We start from the raw sequence: 20,404 nt of genomic DNA, 5'->3' as shown, positions 1-20,404 counted from the left end.
TCTTTTTAGACAGGGGAGAATCAAATCATGCATATTTTTGTTCTTGATCGACGGATTCGACGACTGCGAGTGTCGTTGCCCGTCGTTTTTTGATGAAAAAGGATAAAATCAAAGCAGCAAGTGCGAGTAACGTCGCGATGAAGAACGTATCATTGATTCCTTCGATCATCGCCTGCATCTGCAACCATTCCGGATTAGCGGCTTCAGGTTGTGAAGCGAGTTCCGGAACGTGGTGTTTCGTCCGCGATGTCATGATCGTCACGAGCAGACCTGAACCAATCGCACCCGATACTTGTGACAACGTGTTGTTTAATGCCGTACCGTGAGGTGTCAAATGTTGTGGAATATGATTCAATCCGTTCGTCATGACCGGCATCATGACCATCGAGATTCCAAGGAAACGTAACGTATACATGATGACGAGGAACGCGTATGACGTATCCGCAGCTAGCTGACTGAATGAGAACGTCGTCAAGACCGTCAGTGATAAGCCGATGATGGCAAGGATGCGAGCACCAAATCGGTCGAAGAGACGACCTGTGATTGGTGACATGATCGCCATGACGATCGCACCCGGTAACATCAAGAGACCAGAGTGAAATGGTGAGATGCCACGAATCGTCTGGATGTAGATCGGCATCAAGATCATCGCGGAGAACATTGACATGTTCAAGACCATTGAAATCCCTTGCGATAAAGCGAACATCGGATACCGGAAAATACCGAACTCAAGCATCGGTTCTTCGAGCATGAATTGACGTATAATGAAGGAAGTCAAACTGATTACACCGATGATCAATGATCCGATGACCGTCCAAGATCCCCATCCGGCAGAACCGGCGGAACTAAATCCATACAACAAACCACCGAAGCCGAAGCTTGAAAGGACGAGTGAGAACAAATCGAGCTTAAGTGAACTTTGAACCGTCTCTTTCTTCAATAAGAAGGCACCCGTGAAGAGTACGAGCAATGCGATCGGTGTGACGAGATGGAACAACATCCGCCACTCATAATGTTCAAGAATCCACCCGGACAATGTCGGTCCGATTGCTGGAGCAAAGGTGATGACGAGTCCGAAGATTCCCATCGCTTGCCCACGCTTTTCGATTGGGAAACCGGTCAAGAGAACGTTCATTAACAGTGGCATCATGATCGCGGAACCCGACGCCTGCATCATGCGCGCACCGAGTAAAAGCGGGAAGATGTGTGCTTGTCCGGCGATAATCGTTCCGAGTGAGAACAATGTCATCGCCGTCAAGAACAGTTGGCGCGTTGAGAACTTTTGGACGAGGAATGCTGACGTCGGAATCATGATTCCATTGACGAGCATATATCCCGTCGTCAACCACTGGGCGGTGCTTGCCTGAATACCGAACGATTTCATGATCGACGGTAAGGCGATGTTGAGTAACGTCGAGTTTAGGACCGCAACGAACGCACCTGCCATGAGGACAGCTAAAATTAAATAAAGTCGTGATGATTGCTTGCTTGATTGCATTTCGTTATGCTCCTTTTGTACTACGAGTCTAAAATGTTAGACTTGAATTCTATGACTGACTTGGCTATCTTACCAGCAGAAGTCGAATGAGTTCAAATTATTTGCTTCATACACTAAAGTAAGTGGTTGTCGAACCAATTATGAACAGAAAAGGACAAGACCATGAATCCAAAAAAGAAACAATTATTAGATGCTGCCTATCAACTATTCGTCGAAAAGGGTTATCAATCGACATCCATTCAGGATATTCTCGAACACAGTAACGTTTCTAAAGGGACGTTCTATAATTACTTCTCCTCTAAAAACGAATTATTCATTGATGTCTTTAATACCGTCTTTGAAAAAATGCGGATCGCGCGTAAGGAAATTCTCGTCGGACGGGATGTCTCGGATTACGAGACGTTCATTCAACAAGGAAACTGTTATTTGGAATTGATGCAAAAATATAAACTATATACATTGTTCGAAGAGGCGATTGCTTCGAACGAAAAAGAACTCAAGACGTTCATGGAAAACAATCGACTTCTTGAGATCGAGTGGACGTTCGATCGGTTACGTGATTTATTCGGTCAGACGAAGGAACCGTATCTTCTAGATTTAGCAGTCATTTACACGGGGATGTTGCAATATGCAATGTACTTCTTCCGTCAATCTGAGCCGAACACTCAACCGGAACGGGTCGTCCGCTATGTGTTCAATCGGTTGACGCATCTCGTCGAAGACGTCAGTCGGACGGAGGAACAATTGATTCCGCCACGATTCCTATCGGTCTGGCTCGATCGTCCACAAGATGAAGTCGTCATCCGGAAGGATTTATTCGAAAAGACGAGCGCACATATGAAGCGTTTGATCACCTTGTCTTCGATTTCCGAAGAATCGAAGGAAGCACATGAAGAAGTTCTCGATTTCATCTATGAGGAATTGCTCGAACGTAAGAAACCGAAAATCCATCTCCTGCGCCGGGCACTCGAGACGATGGATGAAGATCCGGTCTTTGCAGGCCAGGAAATCATGGCGACTTATAAAACGATGGTCGATGAGATTGCCCGCATTCGGACCAAAACTTCCTAAAAAGGTTGCTTTTTGGAACTAACCCCATTACACTGAGATCATTCATGTTAGAAAAGGGGTCTCAATCATCATATGTTTACTCAATGGAAAAAAGAGTGGTTCTTGCAACCAAAAGCGGATTTGTTGTCCGGAATCGTCGTTGCCTTAGCACTCGTCCCGGAAGCAATCGCGTTTTCGCTGATCGCTGGTGTCAACCCGATGGTTGGGCTATACGCTTCCGTTATCATTGCAATTGTCATCTCGATTGCTGGTGGTCGCCCTGGAATGATTTCGGCTGCGACTGGCGCGATGGCACTCGTCGTCGTTCAGCTCGTCAAAGATCACGGTGTTGATTATCTACTAGCTGCCGGTATACTTGCCGGAATTCTACAAATCGCGTTCGGCTTTTTAGGAATTGCCAAGTTATTACGATTCATTCCTCGAGCTGTCATGGTCGGATTCGTCAATGCGCTCGCCATTCTGATTTTCTCGGCGCAATTGCCACAGTTCGAAGGGCAAAACTGGATTATGTATGCGATGGTCGCCGCGTCACTCGCCATCATCTTGTTATTTCCACGGGTCACGAAAGCGATTCCGGCGCCACTTGTTGCGATCACGATCATGACGGTATTAACAGTCGTCTTTTCGCTTGATACCCGTGTCATCGGGGATATGGGACAAATCGAAGCGGCGTTACCAAGCTTCTTCTTGCCAGATGTCCCGTTCTCACTCGAGACGCTTCAAATCATCTTCCCATATGCCTTGTCACTCGCATTCGTTGGTTTGATCGAATCGTTACTGACAGCACGAATCGTTGATGAAATGACGGATACGACGTCGAACAAAGCGATGGAATCGCGCGGACAAGGGATTGCGAACATTATCGCCGGTATGTTCGGTGGAATGCCAGGTTGTGCGATGATCGGGCAATCAGTCATCAATGTCACATCCGGTGGACGCGGTCGCTTGTCGACGTTGACAGCGGGTGTATTCCTGATGCTATTGATGTTTACGATGAACGATCTATTGATGACGATTCCAATGGGAGCACTTGTCGGTGTCATGTTTTTCGTCTCGTATGCGACGTTTGATTGGGGCTCATTCAAGATGCTCAAGACGTCACCGAAAAGTGATTCCGCGGTCATGCTCGCGACCGTGTTCGTGACGGTATTGACGCATGACTTATCGATGGGTGTCCTTGTCGGGATTTTGCTTGCAGCGTTATTATTCGCGTCAAAAATTTCTCGCATCCAAGTCGAGCGTGAGGAGCAAACAGAACGAGTCCGTTATACGATCCGTGGACCGTTATTCTTTGCGTCGACGACTGCATTTGCGGAACAGTTCCAGCTCGATGCTGATCTATCATCGATCATCACGCTCGATTTCTCAGCGTGTCACTTATTTGATGATTCAGCCATCGAAGCGATCGAGAACGTCGTCTTGAAATATGAACGACTTGGCAAAAAAGTTGAATTGGTAGGATTAAATGAAGAATCCCAAGCTTTGATTGATCGGCTTGCTCAACGGATTGCCTAAAGGTTAAATAATAAGGTAGAGATGGAGAAAAGTAGCCGGTGGCATGCCGGCTGCTTTTTTTAAGTTCTGACTTAACGATGAAAAGTGCGTCCATTGATCCGTTTCGCTATACTAAAAATAAAGGGGGCAGTTAAGATGAAATGGTTTCGATTTGAGCAAGACGGAAAAGTAGGCATCGGGGTTGAACAACAGGGCACTACATATGATGTAACAGGGCAAGTCTACACCGATTCATTGCTTGAAGTGATTTCACGTGAGTTTGATGTTGATCTTGATTTAGATATCGCACCACTACTTAAAGGGGATATGCGACAACTCGCACCGTATGTACCAGCACGAAATGTCATTTGCGTCGGCAAGAACTATGCTGATCATATCAAAGAGATGGATACGGCGGGAGCAGGGAAATTCGTGNNACTTGTTCACGAAAGCACCGACGTCGATCGTCGGTCCGTTCGAACCAATCGAACGGCATGCGGATTTGACGAAGCAACTGGATTATGAAGGAGAACTCGCCATCATCATCGGCAAGACGGGGCGTGATCTGACACCAGAAAATGCGCTTGATCATGTGTTTGGCTACAGTATTGTCAATGACGTGACGGCACGGGATTTACAAAAAGAACACGTCCAGTTCTTCCGTGGTAAATCACTCGATGGGTTCTGTCCGTTTGGACCGGTCATCGTCTCAGCGGATAGCTTTGATCCAAGTGACGTCCTCGTCGAGACACGTGTGAACGGGCAACTCCGACAGTCAGGATCAACCGCCTTAATGTTGCGTGACGTCGTAACGATTTTAGTGGAAGTGTCACGTGGGATGACACTTGAAGCCGGAGATGTCATCGCGACAGGAACTCCAGCTGGTGTCGGACATGGTATGAAACCACCGGTCTACCTTCAGACAGGGGATGTCGTCGAAGTATCGATTGAAGGAATCGGTCGTTTACAAAATGAAGTCCAGTGAACGAAGATGACCGAATTGATTGAATTGCATTCACCGCTTTCCAAATTACTTTGGAAAGTGGTTTTTTATTTTGTGAAAATCGTCAAAAATTTAAAAAATGATTGATTTCAAAAAATAAAACAGTCATAAAATGACCGTTTTTGATGTATAATGAAACTATAAGAACGGTTTCATGTCGAAAAAAGTCGTATTTTGAACGTTTTATAAAGAATTTATATAAATTTTGAACGTTTTTGATTGATTTTTATATGTAAACGCTTTATATTAAAGATGCGGAGGGAAACCTTATGTTAACCAAAAAACGCCATCAACTCATCCTTGAGCTTTTAGCCCGAGAAGAAGTCGTCAAGATGCAAAAGATCGTCGAACAAACCGGTGCGAGTGAATCCACGATTCGTCGGGATTTATCACAACTCGAGACAGCAGGTCACCTGCGTCGAGTGCACGGGGGAGCAACAGCAAACCATTTGCAAATTGAAGAACTGAGTTACTTCGAGAAGAGTGATCAGCATGTCGAAGAGAAGGAACGGATCGCGCGAGCGGCTGCCGACCTGATTGAAGACGGTATGTATGTCTATCTCGATGCCGGAACGACGACGCTTGCCATCGTTCCGTATCTCGAAGAGAAGGCGATTACGGTCGTAACGAACAGTCTTCCTCTAGCGAACACGTTACTCTATCACCGTATCCCGACGTTCGTCGTCGGAGGGCAACTCAAGCATTCAACGCAGGCACTCGTCGGTTACAACGCACGTGAAGGAATGTTGATTTACCATTTTGATGTCGCGTTCCTTGGGATGAACGGTGTTCATCCGGCACAAGGCTTCACGACACCAGATCCGGAAGAGGCACTCGTAAAGAAGACAGCGATCGAATTAGCAAAACAATCGTATGTACTCGTCGATGAGACGAAGCTGGATGCGATCAGCTTCAGTCGGGTGGCGTCCTTGCAAGCGGCGACGATCATCACGACGACATCCAGTGAGCAAGCAGCGAAATACAGTCAATACACAGAGGTGGTGAACGCGAAATGATTTATACACTGACACTCAACCCATCAATCGACTATTATGTCACGTTACCGGTATTTGAGGCAGGACAAGTCAATCGTGTCGAACAGGCGGAAAAAGTGGCCGGAGGGAAAGGAATCAACGTCTCTCTCGTCCTAAAAAACTATGAGGTAGAAACACAAGCACTCGGATTCCTTGGAGGAAGTACTGGACAATTCATCCGGACGGAACTCGAGAAAAGAGGCGTGTTAACGGACTTCACACCGATTCAAGATGAGACGCGGATCAACGTAAAGATTCGTGCCGATCAAGAATCTGAGCTGAATGCAGCGGGACCGAAGATTCAACCGGAAGAGCTGGAGCATTTATTATCCCGATTCAAGACGATGCAAGCCGGTGACATCGTCGTCTTCGCAGGCAGTATCCCAAGCAGTCTACCGCATGATCTCTATCGTCATATCGCGACGATCTTGAATGAACGGAACGTCCGCTTCGCCGTCGATACGACGAAGGAAGCGATGCTTGAAGTCTTACCGCTCGGTCCATTTTTAATCAAGCCGAATCACCATGAACTCGGTGAAATTTTCGACGTCGAGATTACTTCGAAGGAGATGGCCGTTCCATACGCGCAACAGCTCGTCGAGCGTGGTGCCGAGAATGTCGTCATCTCATTTGCAGGAGACGGAGCACTGCTCGTCAATCGTCAAGGTGCCTACACGGCAAACACACCGGCAGGAAAGCTCGTCAATTCCGTCGGTGCCGGAGATTCACTCGTCGCTGGATTCGTCGCCAGCCACGCGCTCGGCAAATCACCAGAAGAAGCGTTCCGCTATGCGGTAACGACTGGCAGCGCGTCTGCTTATTCCTTCGGTCTTTGTACGAAAGAAGATATCGATCGTCTCCTCGTAGACGTCAACGTCGTTGAACTCATTCAATCCTAAAAGGAGTGTGACTACTCATGAAAATTACTGATCTCTTGACACGTGATACGATTCAACTTGATTTACAAGCGTCATCTAAAGCCGCTGTCATCGATGAACTCGTCAACGTCCTCGATCGGGCAGGAAAACTAAACGATCGCTCGGCATATAAAGAAGCAATTCTCGCACGGGAAGCGCAAAGTACGACAGGTTTAGGAGAAGGTATTGCCATCCCACACGCAAAAACAGCAGCGGTCAAAACACCAGCAATCGCTTTCGGGCGTTCGGCAGGCGTTGACTACGAAGCACTCGACGGTCAACCAAGTCGGTTGTTCTTCATGATTGCGGCGGGTGAGAACGCAGATAATGCACACCTTGAAACACTCTCGAAACTATCCGTTTATTTAATGGATATGAACTTCCGCGATACGATCCTTGCGGCTAAAACGAAAGACGAAGTCATCGCAGCAATCGAAGCGAAGGAACGCGAAGAAGAAGGTCCAGTTGACGTCTCAAGCGACAACGTCGATCAAGACGCACCATATATCCTTGCCGTCACAGCTTGTCCGACAGGAATCGCACACACGTATATGGCAGCTGATGCCCTTCGTCAAAAAGCGGAAGAGATGGGTGTCCGTATCAAAGTCGAGACGAACGGATCGACAGGCGTCAAGAACGGTTTGACACAACAAGATATCAACGATGCGACAGCCATCATCGTCGCAGCGGATAAAGCAGTTGAGATGGATCGTTTTAACGGTAAACACGTCGTTGAAGTACCAGTTGCACAAGGAATTCGGAAACCACAAGAATTGATCAACCGTGCCGTCAAACAGGATGCACCTGTCTACAAAGCGAGCGGTTCAAGCGAAAGCTCAAAACCAGCTCGTGGCGGATTCTACAAACATTTGATGAGTGGGGTATCCGCGATGTTACCACTCGTCGTTGCAGGTGGTCTCTTGATCGCAATCAGCTTCTTCTGGGGTATCAACTCTGCGAACCCAAAAGATCCATCGTACAATGAATTCGCTGCGCAATTGATGACGATCGGGAAAGCCGCGTTCGGTCTCTTGATTCCGATCCTCGCTGGATTTATCGCGATGTCGATCGCTGATAAACCAGGTCTTGCTCCTGGTCTAATCGCTGGTTTCCTTGCAAGCAACGGTAACGCTGGTTTCCTCGGCGGATTGATTGCCGGTTTCCTTGCCGGGTACGTCGTACTCTTGCTTGTTAAAGTATTCAAAGGTCTTCCAGCAGCACTTGAAGGAATCAAACCAGTCTTGCTCTATCCTCTGTTTGGTTCATTCATCACAGGAATGATCATGTTGCTCGTCATCAATGAGCCGATTGCGAAGTTCATGACATGGCTCACAGATTCATTGAACGGACTCAGTGGTGGAAACGCAATCCTCCTCGGTATGCTCGTCGCAGCGATGATGGCAATCGACATGGGTGGTCCAATCAACAAAACAGCATACGTTTTCGGTACAGCTGCTCTTACAGCAGGTAACACGGAAGTCATGGCAGCTGTCATGGCAGGTGGTATGGTTCCACCACTCATCGTTGCCTTCTCATCCACATTGTTCGCACGTAAGAAATTCACGCCGCAAGAACGTGAAGCAGGTATCGCTGCTTACGCAATGGGCGCATCGTTCGTCACTGAAGGTGCGATTCCATTCGCTGCAGCCGATCCACTGCGCGTCATTCCGTCAAGCGTCATCGGTTCAGCGATCGCTGGTGCGTTGACGATCGTCTTCGGCGTCTTGCTCCCTGCACCACACGGCGGTATCTTCGTCTTCCCGTTACTTGATGGTCCATCAGGTACGGTCATGGCAATCGTCGGTTACGCGGGTGCGATCCTCATCGGTTCACTCGTCGGTGCGGCAATCCTATCCTTCCTCAAAAAACCGCTTGTTGACCAATCGGTCGCGAAAGCGGAAATGACAGAAGGAACAGGTACGAAAGCATCATAATTCACCTAAATCTCCTCTCCGTTTTTAAGCGGAGGGGATTTTTTGTTGAATTTTGACGGCTAACGGTGAAGAATAGAGGGCATACTGAATAAGAAGGAGGGATGGACATGGGTGGACAATCCTTACAAATCGGACCACGGACCATTAAGACAGGTCTTGCGGTCATCTTGGCGCTGTTGATCAGTAACCTGTTCAACCTCAGCCCAATCCTGCCTGCGATCTCGGCAGCGACGACACTCCTGCCTTCGGTCTATCAGACATGGAAACAATTTCTCGAGGAAGCAGAGGCCAACTTGATTGGTGCCTTTTTGACGTTACTCGCACTTTGGATTTTAGGCGATAACCCGGCGAATCCGCTTGCGATTGGGATTGTCATCATGGCAGCAATTTCGATTTTGCTAGCTTTTGGTTTCGGGCGTACGATTCCACACGTCGTATTGATGATCATCGTCATTCTCGAAAGTGTCGCGACTGCGACCGAACCACTTTGGCAAGTCGTTTTGATCCGCTACTTGCTCGTCATGCTCGGGATCGGTTGTGCACTCGGCATCAATGCGTTGATTTTCCCGCCACGTTACGGCAATGTCTATTACCAGAAAGCGACGAAACTCTTTGAGAAACTACTCGTCGTCACGCGAGCAATTGCCTTTGAAGGCAAGGTCACCCCATATCGGGCAGCAATCGATAAGATGGGACGTTCGCTCCTTGAGACACAAAACCTGTTCAACCTACACAAGGAAGAAATTCGAGGAACGCGTCAGAAGCATGCCTCGCTTCTACGAAACCTGCTGATCCTCAAACATATGCAATCGTGCCTCGAACGTGGTGTCGCGACGGCAGAGCGCTTCAGAGAACGAGAGAAGGCACTTGATTCGATTGCAGACGATCTTCGAAGTGAACTGTTCTATCATTTGATGCATATCGCCCAGCGACAAGAGAAAGTCTTGCTGACATACGATCTCCTGTTGACGGAAGAGCCGCTTGCAATGGAGGATCTCGTCAAAGAGAACATTGCCTTCGTCAAGCACTCTTTTCTCGACCGTGATGAACTCGAGGAAGAAGTCATCATGGAAATTTTACCGATCGTCGTCTCGATGAATGAGTGGATACAAGAACTCGAATCCTTTGAAAAACGCCTCAATGGTGGGCTTCGTCGCCATATCACATCATTGACGATCGAACAAAAATCAGTCCGTGATAAAACATTTAATCGATTTAAACGTAAAAAAGCCATTGACGAAAGTAAAAAGTAAGCGTATAGTCCTCCTTAACGATACTTTACTTGCTAAAAGCATAACAGTATAACAGCATAACAGAACGAAAGATTAAGCGATGATGAAACCGAAGTAAAGACCATCTCCCTGTTTCAGAGAGCACGTGGCGCTGCGAACGTGTACACAGATGGTGTTGAATTACAGTTTCTGAGCTTCTTGCGTAAGCGAGCGGAGCAAACCGTTATCCCAATCATGAGTGACTCAGTTGATGACTGGGTAATCAGGGTGGTACCGCGGCTTTCGTCGCCCCTGTCGAACGATACGTTCGGCAGGGGCTTTTTTGTTATCTTACATTCATTCAAGGGGGAACTCATATGTCTACACCAATCATTCCAAGTCACTTACGTCCACATGTCGCACCACAGCACTACGAAGACTACACGCCAACAGATCATGCCGTTTGGAGATACGTCATGCGACTGAATTTAAATACGTTACAAGATACAGCACATCCAGCATACCTCGAAGGGCTTGCTGCATCGGGCATCAGCCCGGAACGGATTCCAGATGTACGTGAGATGACAGCGAACCTAAGCCGTGGAGGCTGGGGAACAGTCGCTGTCGATGGTCTCATTCCTGGCGTCGCCTTCTTCGATTTCCAAGGACATGGTTTATTACCGATTGCAACCGACATCCGGAAGGTCGATAACATTCTCTATACACCAGCACCGGATATTCTGCACGAAGCAGCGGGGCATGCACCGATCTTGATGAATCCGGTCTACGCGGAATTCGTTCGTCGCTTCGGTGAGATCGGGGCACATGCCTTTAATCATAAAGCCGAGCATGACGTATTCAAGGCACTAAAGAAATTGACGATCGTCAAAGAGAGTCCATTCTCGACGTCAGCCGATATCGAACAAGCTGAAATTGAGCTTGCAGAGACACGGACACACGTCAAAGGGATTTCGGAAGCGAACGAAATCTCACGTCTGTTCTGGTGGACGGTTGAATTCGGTTTGATCGGTGATATCGACAACCCACAAATCTACGGGGCAGGTCTTCTATCATCAGTCGGTGAAAGTCGCCATTGTTTGACGGACGCGGTCGTTAAACATCCATTCTCGCTTGAAAAAGCACTTGCGACGAAACATGACGTGACGAGCATGCAAAAAGAACTCTTCGTCTGTGAATCGTTTGAACAACTCCGCGACGCACTTGAAGAATTCGCTCAATCGATGTCCTACATTCGCGGTGGCATCCACGGACTGACGAAAGCCGTTGAATCAGGCAACCTGTCGACGCTCGTTTTCGACAGCGGTCTCTCACTCGTCGGTGTTCCTGAAACGCAAGAAATTCACGATTCGCTGCATATCGTCAAACTGACTGGACCGACAGCGTTGGCTGCAAACGATGAAGTGTTGACAGGTCAAGGACTTGCAGATCATCCGGAAGGCTTTACACTCCTTCACGGCAAGGAATTGAACGAAGTATTGATGCAAGTCAAAGTCGGTGAACGTCTCGACTGGGCGGAAGGAAATGTTCACGTCACAGGTGACATCACAGCAATTCAAAACGTCAATGGTCACCGGGCACTCGTCGTCTTAGAAGCAGCAACGCTCTCGAACGACGGGAAAACGATGACGATGGACCGGATGGAATTGATCGTCGGTGACATCACGTCAGCATTCCCGGGAACGGAAGTTGAAGCACTGAAGCCGATTCCGGAAACGGTCGAGTTCGAACGAATCGAACGTCCGTTGACAGCGGCTGATCCAATCTTCGAAGTCGTTCGTGAGATTCGCGAAGGACGTGCTGGTCGGGAACGGTTGCCGCAACTGATCGACCAGACACTCGTCCAGTTACCGGACGCTTGGTTACTCCGCCTCGAATTACTTGAGTTAGCGGATGAAGTCGATCAACCACGTCTGATTGCAGATCTCGAGCGCTTAAAAGCGACGTCCGCACAGCGAGATGAATTGATCACGCGTGGGATGGCTTTACTCGACGTCGTTCATCAATGAGTCGAACTCCGGTTCTGAACCTGTTAGAATGGAGACATTCGGTAAAAGGGGATGATCGGTTATGACAAACTATTATCAAGACGTAAAGGAATTCCACCGTGTGTTTTCACACCCTGGTGCAACGACGCCAACACCAATGACGGTTGATCGTGGGATTAAACGCTCGACCTGGACGGCGGAAGAAGCGGTCGTTGAGTTCTTGCATCAAACGGCGACAAGTGAAGCAGAGTTCCTCGAGGCGATCGAACGTTTCAAGTCAGGGCTTGATACAGCGGTCGAAAAATCGCTCCAGATGAAACAACCCGAAACAGATGTCGAACGCCTCGTTGGACAAGGGGATGCCTTGACGGATGCGCTCTACTTCATCATGGGAAGCTTTGTTGAGATCGGACTTGATCCGGCTCCATTGTTTGAGATCGTTCAACGTGCCAATATGGCGAAGCTTGGACCGGACGGAAAACCAATCTTCCGGGAATCTGACCAAAAGGTCATGAAACCAGAAGGCTGGCAACCACCGGAACCACAGCTTGAAGCAGAAGTACGTCGACAAATTGCTGCGGCTTCGAGTATGTCAAAAGCTTGATTCAAAACAACAAAAAGAGGGATGACTGGTACATACACCGGTCATCCCTCTATTTTTCATCTATTCACTTCTTACTTGATAACGCGATAAATCGAGTTGACGGATTGTAAGGAACTCGACACCTTCTGCTTCAAGTGCTAGCCGTTGTTCATCGCCTTCGAGCGATAGTTTTCCGCCAGCAGCAAGGACGCGGTGCCACGGTAGACGTTCCGTCGTACTCATGCTGTGAAGAATCCGCGCCACTTGTCGTGCGCTACGCGGATGACCGGCGAGTCGAGCGACTTGCCCGTACGTCATGACCCGACCAGCAGGGATTGAACGGATGATGGTCAGGACATCTTGCGTGAACGGTGTCATGACTCGTCAGAAGCAACGACATACTGTTGAATCTTATCGTCTTCGTCAAAGCCGATCGTCACATCGATGATGCCTTGTTGCAAACGGATCTGCAGTTCAAGGCGGTCCTTGATGTCGTCTGCTTGAGCGATCGTCAACGTCGGATCAACTTCGATTTCAACTTCGACATGGAAATGATCGCCTTCTTTAATAACTTCCAGTTTACTAATGTCTTTGACGTCTGGGTCTTTCATGATCAGTCCGCCGAGACGTGCTGCCATCGTCTCATCGGCTTCACCAAGTGCACCAGCTGCGTTTTGCAGGAAGACGTTTCCGACGACGTAAAACATCATCAGCCCGATCAGGATCGAAGCAATTCCTTCTGCCTGATGAAACGGTGTCACATGTGAGATGATGACGGCGATCATCGCGACGATTCCGCCAGCCGTTGCGACTAAGTCTTCAAGGAACACAAGGCGTGTCGCTGGTTTTGCTTGCTTCAGTGACCGGAAGCTGTCGAGGATAAGGCGTGGTCCTTTTGAGTCCAGTTTCGCATCATGCGCGATTTCCTGCATTGCTTTAAAGAACACACCACTTTCTAAGACGACCCCTGCGAATAAAACGGATAACGTGATCCAGAAGCCTGTCGATTCTGTAGGTTCGATGATGTGGGCAATCCCTTCATGAATCGTTTCGTAGGCCATGATGCCGACAAAGAGGATTGCGCCTAACAAGACGAGATTGACGAGACGACCAAAGCCATTCGGGAACCGTTTCGTTGGTGCTTTTTTACTGAGGGCAGAACCGATGAAGACGAAAAATTGATTGGCAGCATCCCCGAGCGTATGCATCATTTCGGCGAACATCGCGACATTTCCCGTCAGGACGTAGGCAATTGCCTTGATGATGGCGATGATAGAGTTGACGATGCCTGCCGTCAACGCAGACCGGTTACCCCGGCGTAATAACGTAAAAAATTCTCCCATGATTGTACTCCTTTTAGTTAAGTTACGTATTAGTTCATTTTATTATGTTACATCATTTTGAGAAAAACGACTATCTTCACATGAAAAAACCCACGCAAGCTGCGCGGGTTTAACTCGTCAAGACAAGTCGACTGTTTTATTGATTTCGTTCTCATCGTCTTTGCCGACGACTTTCTTCAAGACTTGTTTGACGGACTTTGTCGTGTTTCCTGTTTCCCAGTACTCAGCAGCTTCCGTGTTGACCTTGATCAAGACGACTTTCGGATCTTCGTATGTCGTTCCAAGATATGCTTCGTAACGTGGGCTCCAGAGCTCTTTTTTTCGTTCGATGTCTTCGACGAGTTCTGCTGTCCCACGAATCGAGACGTATGATTTGTCGACGTACGCGACGTTAACACTCGGATTCTTAAGTAATTCTTGATACTTGTCCGTTTCTTTTGAAGTGAGGAACCAGAGGTCGCCATCAAATTCGATATCCTGTGTCTGCATCGGACGCGATACGAGTCCTTCTGCTGCAATCGTCGTCAGCATCGCTGTCTCGATTTTATCGATCAGTTTCTTGACCGTTTCGACTGCTTCTTGATTCGTAGTATGCGTTGACATGTAGCTCCACCTCATTCGTTAGATTTTTATGCTCACGTAAGGATTGTTCCCTGAATTTTAAAATAAAAACGTCCCCATGACAGAAAGAAGCAGTTTCGTTGCACGGTACAACGAGGAGGCGTACAGTGTAAGTACGCATTCGAAAGAAAAAGGAGAGACATATATGAAACTTAGTATTTTAGACCAATCCCCGGTCTCTAAAGGACAATCCCCATCTGATGCCTTACACGAAACGGTCGAGCTCGCAAAAATCGCGGACGAACTCGGTTATCATCGCCTGTGGGTATCCGAGCACCACTTTGCAAAAACACTAGCCGGTTCGAGTCCGGAAGTCTTGATCGCGTATATGGCAGCCGTGACAAAACAGATTCGCCTTGGTTCAGGCGGCGTCATGTTGCCACATTACAGTGCCTACAAAGTTGCGGAGAACTTCCGTGTCCTCGAAGGACTTGCTCCGAACCGGATTGATCTCGGTCTCGGTCGGGCACCAGGTGGTATGCCCCTTGCGACGCGTGCGTTACAAGAAGGTTCGTCGCCACGGTTTGGTGGAGCTGATTATGGTGAGCAACTTGATGATCTCGTCGACTACCTGAAAGACGGGGCACCTGCCGGACACCGGTTCGCGGGACTCGTCGCCACACCAGAAGTCGATACGACACCAGAAGGCTGGTTGCTCGGATCAAGTGGTGGTAGTGCCTTGAACGCCGCACAACGCGGATTCGGATTTGCCTTTGCTCACTTCATCAATGGACAGGGTGGTCAGGAAGTAATGGACTACTACCGTCATAATTTCATGGCGACGTCGTTCAATGAGACACCACAAACGCTCGTTTCGATCTTCGTGACGTGTGCTGAAACGACGGAAGAAGCAGAACGGTTAGCTTCAAGCCTGGATCTGTCACTACTCTTACTGGAAAAAGGGGTCTCGTCAACAGGAACGCCGACACCTGAAGAGGCAGCAGCGTATCCGTATACGTTCCAAGATCAGTTCCGGATTGCTGAAAATCGGAAGCGGATGATCGTCGGTAATCCGGAATCCGTTGCAAAACAATTGCAAGAGCTCGCTGATTCCTACGGCACAGACGAAGTAATGATCGCTTCGATGATCGCTGACAAGGAAGCAAAACAACAATCATTAAAATTAATCATGGATGCCGTCAAAGCGACGGTTTGATCGATACGCACGTCCTTTCTCACGAAGTGAGGGAGGACGTGTTTTTTGCGTCTGCTACAGGAATGCTCTCGGATAAGATGTCTTTACGAAGTCGGAGGAATCCGAATGATGCTGCACCGAATAAGCCGACTGTACCGACTGCAAGTAGCACGATGATAGATACATGATCACTCAGTAAACCAAACAATAGGGTACCAATCGGCATCATCGCCATTGCGATCGATTCCAGAACACCGATGACACGTCCGAGGTAAGCCGGATCGGTCTGTTTTTGAACGATGAGCTGAAGTGGAATGTTCATCCGTAAGACGAGCATGCCGTCGATGAATAATAGAATCATGAAAAAAGGTAGTAGTAGAGCAGATGGAACATAGCCGAGTAGAGCAAGTGCAGGAAGCGCATAACAAGAGGCGATTAAAAAGAGCGACTCGAATATCGTCCGTAACGGACGTTTCACCGTAAAGGGAGGTAAAGCAAGAAGCAACGAAGCGACGAGAAGACCGGCACCTAGTGCGGACTCGACCAGTCCAAACCGAAATGGTGTGAATTGCAGTCGATCGAGCAAAATAATCGGTAACAAGATTTCGAAAGCAACAAAAAAGAAGTTCAGGACGATCGCCATCAGGACGAGTGTCGTCAATACTGGTTGACGGAACAGATAGCGGTAGCCTTCTTTAAACTCCGAGATGAAAGACGGAGTATCGGTAGTAACCAGAGGAGAGGTATCCACTGCAAGAAAGCGGAGGCGGCTATTCCACCAGGCAGCAGAAGCAAACAAGAGAAACGGTAAGATCAAGAATTGCGTGATCGAGACAGCAGCGATGAGCAATCCCGCAACGAGTGGAGCAGTGATCGTTGAGGTCGATTGAATCGTCGAGAAGAGTGCGTTCCCGCGTTGTAACTCCTCTTCTTGTACGAGTCGCGGTAACGAGCTTGATAAGGTAACGGACAGGAACGTCGACAGGCTCGTCAAAAGGACACTAGCGATGATGTAATGAACGGTATGTAGAGGGGCTTGTAACGAATAGAGCAAAAGTCCAAACAAGACGAGTGCACTTAAGCTTTCGGTCATGACGATGATTCGTTTCCGGTTCCAACGATCAGCGAGGACACCAGCAACCGGTGAGAGCAAAATCCGTGGCACTGATCCTGCAAGCAGGACGAGCGCAAACTGAAAACCAGACGACGTTTCCCGTAAGACGGTCAGTCCGGCGACAAACGTAAAGAGACTAGCTGCGAATAATGAACAAAACTTTCCGAATAAGACACGCTTTAAATTAAATGACATCCTGTTCACTCCTTCAGAGTTAAATTTTATTGAACTTTAGTGTAGAATAAAGGAGTGGAAGAAAAATGTAAAGATAAAGTTCAATATAATTTAACTTTTATGATAAAAGGAGTGACTAGTGTGTTAGGGGAACGTATCAAACAGATCCGAAAACAGAAAAAAATGACGCAAACGGATGTTGCGACCGGCATCATCACGAAGTCAATGCTCAGTATGGTCGAGAACGGCAAAGCGACACCGTCTGTGCCCGCATTACAGGCGATTGCTAGGCGATTACAGGTGACAGTCGAAGAATTAATGCTCGATCCGCGAGATGTTCAGATGCGGGAACTCATCGAAACAATCCGTTCGCGGCATACCCCATATTTTTCAGACGAAAAAATTCAGGAACTTCTAGAACCTTACTTGGTTCCGGAAACGACTTCCTATTGGCAAGGGCAGGTCTATCATAAATACGGCGATGCCCTCCGAGCGTCTGACCCGGAGCTTGGTTTGATATATTATGAGAAAGCAGAGCGGATTTTTCGACAGCTCGGTCGTCAAGATGAGCAGTTGCTCGTTCAGATCTCGAAAGTCTATTTTTTATTCAATCTCAAACGGACAAAGGAAGCGTATGAGCTGATCGAAGCAATGGATGTACCACGCGAGATTCCACTGGCGCCAAAAACCTATTTAAATTTCCAAATCTTACGTGCACTTCGAGCAAGTTTGTTCGATGATCACTATACAGAAGCGATCGCCTTATTGCGTGAAGGGGTTCAGTATATGCGGGAGCAAGATGTCTATTATCATGTCATTTCGTTTCAACGTTTCCTCGGATTGTTTTTATATCTAGAAGGTGAAATCGAACAATCACAGCAAGAGTTTGATCGACTGGAGCAATTTCTTGCATTTAGTGAAACGACTGCCGTCGGACGAATCGAAGTCGATTTGACGAAAGGACTCATTGCGATTTTTGAAAACGATACGGACGGCATGCAGATGGCGTGGGAAAAACTCGTCACTGTGGCGATCGATGACGCGAAGCATTACATCGGACAACTCGAAGTCCATCTCCTTGTGAACGGCATCGAATTACCGAATCAGACGCTTCAGCAGAGCGTCGATAAGATATGGGAGATGCAAGATGCGTGGCTTGCTGCGAGTGGATTCGACCAAGCGATGATGTTACAGACTCTCGTACTGGCGATGCAACGAGGGATTGGTCAGGAACGGCTGGAGGATGTCATTCGATTGAAGGATGATCTTCAAAGCGAACGACTCAAAGGCGATCTTGAGCGAGAGATACAAGCATTGGTTAATGTTCAATGACGAAAAAACAGGCATGAAGCAAGTGCGCTTCATGCCTGTTCGTGTGAGGATCTAGTTAGTCTAAAAAGCAAAAAGACGCATGCAAGGATGGAAACGACGAGGTGTCCGATGTAGACGTCTCCCGTCTGGATGTAGTGTAGCAACATCGAACCACCAAAAATCAATAAGGTAAGAAAGAGCAGCCGGATATAAAGTGTTTTATAAGACATGCAGACACATCCTTTCCATATCCAGTATATCCAAAAGAGAAGCGGTAAGACAAAAAACATCCACCCTGAGGGATGGATGAAAAATGTCTTAAAGTGATTTAAAGCCTAATAGTTTTTGTGTCCAGTAACGTTCTGAAAGACGGCTGATGCCAAGAGCTGGTTCATTCGCATGGATGAACTGGTCGTTGTTCAGCATGATGCCGATATGTGTTGGACCAGCGGCATACGTGTTTTCGAAAAAGATGATATCGCCGCGTGTTGGCTGACGAAGTTTCGAAAGCTTTACCCCAAGATAACGGTCATCGTTCCAGTAACCGTTGACGTTCGTCCGTCCGACAGAATAGCCAGCAGCATTCAACGTGTAATTGATGAAACCAGAGCAGTCGAAGCCACCGTTGACTGGATTGCTTGAGCCCCAGCGATATGGCGTTCCAAGATATTGTTGCCCAATCGAAATCGCACGTTCCATCAATGTTGAACCAGGAACAGTCGTTACCGGGGGTGTCGTTGGAGTGACCGGAGGCGTCGTCGTGACGGATCCCGTCGTGATGTAACTCTTCGCGACATAGTAAAGACCAGTTCCAATCTTGATCTGGTACCAGCCGCTATCTTTTCCTGTCGTTTCACCCGTGACATTGACTGTCGAACCGTGTCCGACTTGTGTGAAGACTTTAGACGACGTCGAAGGTAACGTACGGACATTCAATCCAGTTGGTGCGTTGACGCGATACGTCTTCGAAGCATCAACCGGCGTCAAAGAGACTCCAGGCGTCGTCGGCGTTGTTGGTGGTGATGCTTTTGTTGAAGCTTTGACATAGGTCGAAGCGACATATGCTTCTTTTCCGTCGAGCTTGACTTGGTACCATGAATCAACGGCACCTGTGACATCAAGAACCGTTTGATGCGGTAATGTCTTGTAGATTTTTGCATTCGTCGCTGCAGCAGTCCGAGCATTCAAGCCTTCCTTCGCATTAACCGTGTAGACTTTCGATCGATCGACCGCTTTAACGACTTGTTTGACGGGAGTCGTCACTGGTGGTTTGGAATCCGTCATGACGTTTGATGTCTTTTTACTGACTAACGTCGCATGGACATAGGCCGTTTGTTTCTTATATGTGATTTGGTACCAATCACCTGATTGTTTCTGAACAGTCAAGACAGTATTCTTTGCTAGTTTTCCGAGTGATTTCGAACTCGTCGTTGCTTTTTGCCGGACGTTGACGGCATCGGTGTTCGTTATGTAGGTCGTAGTTGTCGGAGCCTTTTCCGTCGTTGCTTTGACGTATGCTGAAGTAATGAAAGCTGGTTTCGACTGATAGCGGATTTCATACCAGCTGTTGACTTTCTTGACAGCTGTCAGCTTCGTACCTTTTTTTAGAGTCGTGATGACCTTCGCGGAAGTCGAGGCAGCCGTGCGAATGTTGACGTTATCCGTCAAAGTCAGTGTCGTTGACGCGGCTGAAACCGGAATTGTGATACCGACCAAAGCGAGCGTCGTGAGGGCGAGAACGGTCTTTTTCACGTGACATAGCTCCTTCCAAGAGATAGGTAAAAATCGTTGTTACCATTTTGTCATAAAAAGCGCTGATTCCCCTGATTTAAAAATATAATTTTTGTCTGGAAAACTGTAATACCGTTTTTCAAAAAAAACGAATAGGTAGAATGAGTATTTTCAAAAAAGTTCAAGTACACTAGAAGTACTCGGAAGGAGGCTACACATGTTAC

At 47.8% G+C, this 20,404-nt stretch carries 17 protein-coding genes and 1 other annotated feature; of the genes, 11 read left to right on the top strand and 6 right to left on the bottom strand.

Going from position 1 to position 20,404, the window contains the following annotated elements; all coding sequences use genetic code 11:
- Positions 1-25: 25 nt before the first annotated feature.
- The gene (locus B2751_RS02120) at positions 26-1,498 is read right to left on the bottom strand and encodes a DHA2 family efflux MFS transporter permease subunit (RefSeq protein ID WP_290772468.1); all 1,473 of its coding nucleotides are present in this window, start codon (positions 1,496-1,498) and stop codon (positions 26-28) included.
- Positions 1,499-1,660: 162 nt separating this feature from the next.
- Here B2751_RS02120 and B2751_RS02115 point away from each other — a divergent pair, with 162 nt between their 5' ends.
- The 9 genes from B2751_RS02115 to B2751_RS02075 all read left to right on the top strand — a co-directional run bounded on the left by B2751_RS02115 (position 1,661) and on the right by B2751_RS02075 (position 12,772).
- The gene (locus B2751_RS02115) at positions 1,661-2,569 is read left to right on the top strand and encodes a TetR/AcrR family transcriptional regulator (RefSeq protein ID WP_290772465.1); all 909 of its coding nucleotides are present in this window, start codon (positions 1,661-1,663) and stop codon (positions 2,567-2,569) included.
- Between the two features lie 72 nt (positions 2,570-2,641).
- Complete coding sequence (locus B2751_RS02110; protein WP_290749213.1) at positions 2,642-4,084, top strand: SulP family inorganic anion transporter; 1,443 nt, start codon at positions 2,642-2,644, stop codon at positions 4,082-4,084.
- A 418-nt stretch (positions 4,085-4,502) separates the two neighbouring features.
- Positions 4,503-5,048 carry a fumarylacetoacetate hydrolase family protein gene (locus tag B2751_RS02105; protein ID WP_290772462.1) on the top strand — a complete coding sequence of 182 codons (546 nt, stop codon included), beginning with the start codon at positions 4,503-4,505 and terminating at the stop codon, positions 5,046-5,048.
- 287 nt (positions 5,049-5,335) lie between these two features.
- Positions 5,336-6,082, top strand: a complete 747-nt coding sequence (locus tag B2751_RS02100; RefSeq protein WP_035408796.1) for a DeoR/GlpR family DNA-binding transcription regulator — start codon at positions 5,336-5,338, stop codon at positions 6,080-6,082.
- Positions 6,079-6,999 (top strand): 1-phosphofructokinase, encoded by a 921-nt coding sequence (pfkB, locus tag B2751_RS02095; RefSeq protein ID WP_035408794.1) that lies wholly within the window; start codon positions 6,079-6,081, stop codon positions 6,997-6,999. The genes B2751_RS02100 and pfkB overlap by 4 nt, the downstream gene beginning before the upstream one ends.
- Before the next feature lie 17 nt (positions 7,000-7,016).
- Positions 7,017-8,951 carry a PTS fructose transporter subunit IIABC gene (locus B2751_RS02090; protein ID WP_035408791.1) on the top strand — a complete coding sequence of 645 codons (1,935 nt, stop codon included), beginning with the start codon at positions 7,017-7,019 and terminating at the stop codon, positions 8,949-8,951.
- A gap of 107 nt (positions 8,952-9,058) precedes the next feature.
- The gene (locus B2751_RS02085) at positions 9,059-10,204 is read left to right on the top strand and encodes an FUSC family protein (protein WP_035408788.1); all 1,146 of its coding nucleotides are present in this window, start codon (positions 9,059-9,061) and stop codon (positions 10,202-10,204) included.
- Between the two features lie 70 nt (positions 10,205-10,274).
- Positions 10,275-10,479: a binding site (T-box leader), on the top strand.
- A 60-nt stretch (positions 10,480-10,539) separates the two neighbouring features.
- On the top strand, positions 10,540-12,189 hold the full coding sequence (locus tag B2751_RS02080; protein ID WP_290772459.1) for an aromatic amino acid hydroxylase: 1,650 nt from the start codon (positions 10,540-10,542) through the stop codon (positions 12,187-12,189).
- Between the two features lie 61 nt (positions 12,190-12,250).
- Positions 12,251-12,772, top strand: coding sequence for a hypothetical protein (locus B2751_RS02075; protein WP_052019063.1), 522 nt, complete (start codon positions 12,251-12,253; stop codon positions 12,770-12,772).
- Between the two features lie 60 nt (positions 12,773-12,832).
- Here the strand turns inward: B2751_RS02075 and B2751_RS02070 are convergent, their stop codons facing one another.
- From B2751_RS02070 to B2751_RS02060, 3 genes are all read right to left on the bottom strand, one after another.
- Positions 12,833-13,129: an MGMT family protein gene (locus tag B2751_RS02070; protein ID WP_035408778.1), complete on the bottom strand. Its 297-nt coding sequence runs from the start codon at positions 13,127-13,129 to the stop codon at positions 12,833-12,835.
- Positions 13,126-14,094, bottom strand: a complete 969-nt coding sequence (locus B2751_RS02065; protein WP_035408776.1) for a cation diffusion facilitator family transporter — start codon at positions 14,092-14,094, stop codon at positions 13,126-13,128. Before B2751_RS02065 ends, B2751_RS02070 begins: the two co-directional genes overlap by 4 nt.
- 117 nt (positions 14,095-14,211) lie before the next feature.
- On the bottom strand, positions 14,212-14,697 hold the full coding sequence (locus B2751_RS02060; RefSeq protein ID WP_035408773.1) for a pyridoxamine 5'-phosphate oxidase family protein: 486 nt from the start codon (positions 14,695-14,697) through the stop codon (positions 14,212-14,214).
- Between the two features lie 163 nt (positions 14,698-14,860).
- On the opposite strand from B2751_RS02060, the gene B2751_RS02055 reads away from it, so the two are divergent.
- A complete protein-coding gene (locus tag B2751_RS02055) occupies positions 14,861-15,871 on the top strand; it encodes an LLM class flavin-dependent oxidoreductase (RefSeq protein WP_023467737.1) in 1,011 nt (336 codons plus the stop codon).
- A gap of 19 nt (positions 15,872-15,890) precedes the next feature.
- Here B2751_RS02055 and B2751_RS02050 read toward each other — a convergent pair whose 3' ends face one another.
- Positions 15,891-17,159 (bottom strand): MFS transporter, encoded by a 1,269-nt coding sequence (locus B2751_RS02050; protein WP_290772453.1) that lies wholly within the window; start codon positions 17,157-17,159, stop codon positions 15,891-15,893.
- A gap of 120 nt (positions 17,160-17,279) precedes the next feature.
- On the opposite strand from B2751_RS02050, the gene B2751_RS02045 reads away from it, so the two are divergent.
- Complete coding sequence (locus B2751_RS02045; RefSeq protein ID WP_290772449.1) at positions 17,280-18,470, top strand: helix-turn-helix domain-containing protein; 1,191 nt, start codon at positions 17,280-17,282, stop codon at positions 18,468-18,470.
- Between the two features lie 297 nt (positions 18,471-18,767).
- Here the strand turns inward: B2751_RS02045 and B2751_RS02040 are convergent, their stop codons facing one another.
- Positions 18,768-20,201, bottom strand: coding sequence for a C40 family peptidase (locus tag B2751_RS02040; protein WP_290772447.1), 1,434 nt, complete (start codon positions 20,199-20,201; stop codon positions 18,768-18,770).
- Positions 20,202-20,404 lie beyond the last annotated feature (203 nt).

Source organism: Exiguobacterium sp. UBA6282, from assembly GCF_002440475.1.
Taxonomy (GTDB): domain Bacteria; phylum Bacillota; class Bacilli; order Exiguobacteriales; family Exiguobacteriaceae; genus Exiguobacterium_A.
This window is presented reverse-complemented; position numbering and strand designations above follow the sequence as displayed.

Bases quoted from the DNA above. Each gene is read 5' to 3' on its own strand.
- B2751_RS02120 (WP_290772468.1), bottom strand. From the start codon at position 1,498: ATGCAATCAAGCAAGCAATCATCACGACTTTATTTAATTTTAGCTGTC.
- B2751_RS02115 (WP_290772465.1), top strand. From the start codon at position 1,661: ATGAATCCAAAAAAGAAACAATTATTAGATGCTGCCTATCAACTATTC.
- B2751_RS02110 (WP_290749213.1), top strand. From the start codon at position 2,642: ATGTTTACTCAATGGAAAAAAGAGTGGTTCTTGCAACCAAAAGCGGAT.
- B2751_RS02100 (WP_035408796.1), top strand. From the start codon at position 5,336: ATGTTAACCAAAAAACGCCATCAACTCATCCTTGAGCTTTTAGCCCGA.
- pfkB (WP_035408794.1), top strand. From the start codon at position 6,079: ATGATTTATACACTGACACTCAACCCATCAATCGACTATTATGTCACG.
- B2751_RS02090 (WP_035408791.1), top strand. From the start codon at position 7,017: ATGAAAATTACTGATCTCTTGACACGTGATACGATTCAACTTGATTTA.
- B2751_RS02085 (WP_035408788.1), top strand. From the start codon at position 9,059: ATGGGTGGACAATCCTTACAAATCGGACCACGGACCATTAAGACAGGT.
- B2751_RS02080 (WP_290772459.1), top strand. From the start codon at position 10,540: ATGTCTACACCAATCATTCCAAGTCACTTACGTCCACATGTCGCACCA.
- B2751_RS02075 (WP_052019063.1), top strand. From the start codon at position 12,251: ATGACAAACTATTATCAAGACGTAAAGGAATTCCACCGTGTGTTTTCA.
- B2751_RS02070 (WP_035408778.1), bottom strand. From the start codon at position 13,129: ATGACACCGTTCACGCAAGATGTCCTGACCATCATCCGTTCAATCCCT.
- B2751_RS02065 (WP_035408776.1), bottom strand. From the start codon at position 14,094: ATGGGAGAATTTTTTACGTTATTACGCCGGGGTAACCGGTCTGCGTTG.
- B2751_RS02060 (WP_035408773.1), bottom strand. From the start codon at position 14,697: ATGTCAACGCATACTACGAATCAAGAAGCAGTCGAAACGGTCAAGAAA.
- B2751_RS02055 (WP_023467737.1), top strand. From the start codon at position 14,861: ATGAAACTTAGTATTTTAGACCAATCCCCGGTCTCTAAAGGACAATCC.
- B2751_RS02050 (WP_290772453.1), bottom strand. From the start codon at position 17,159: ATGTCATTTAATTTAAAGCGTGTCTTATTCGGAAAGTTTTGTTCATTA.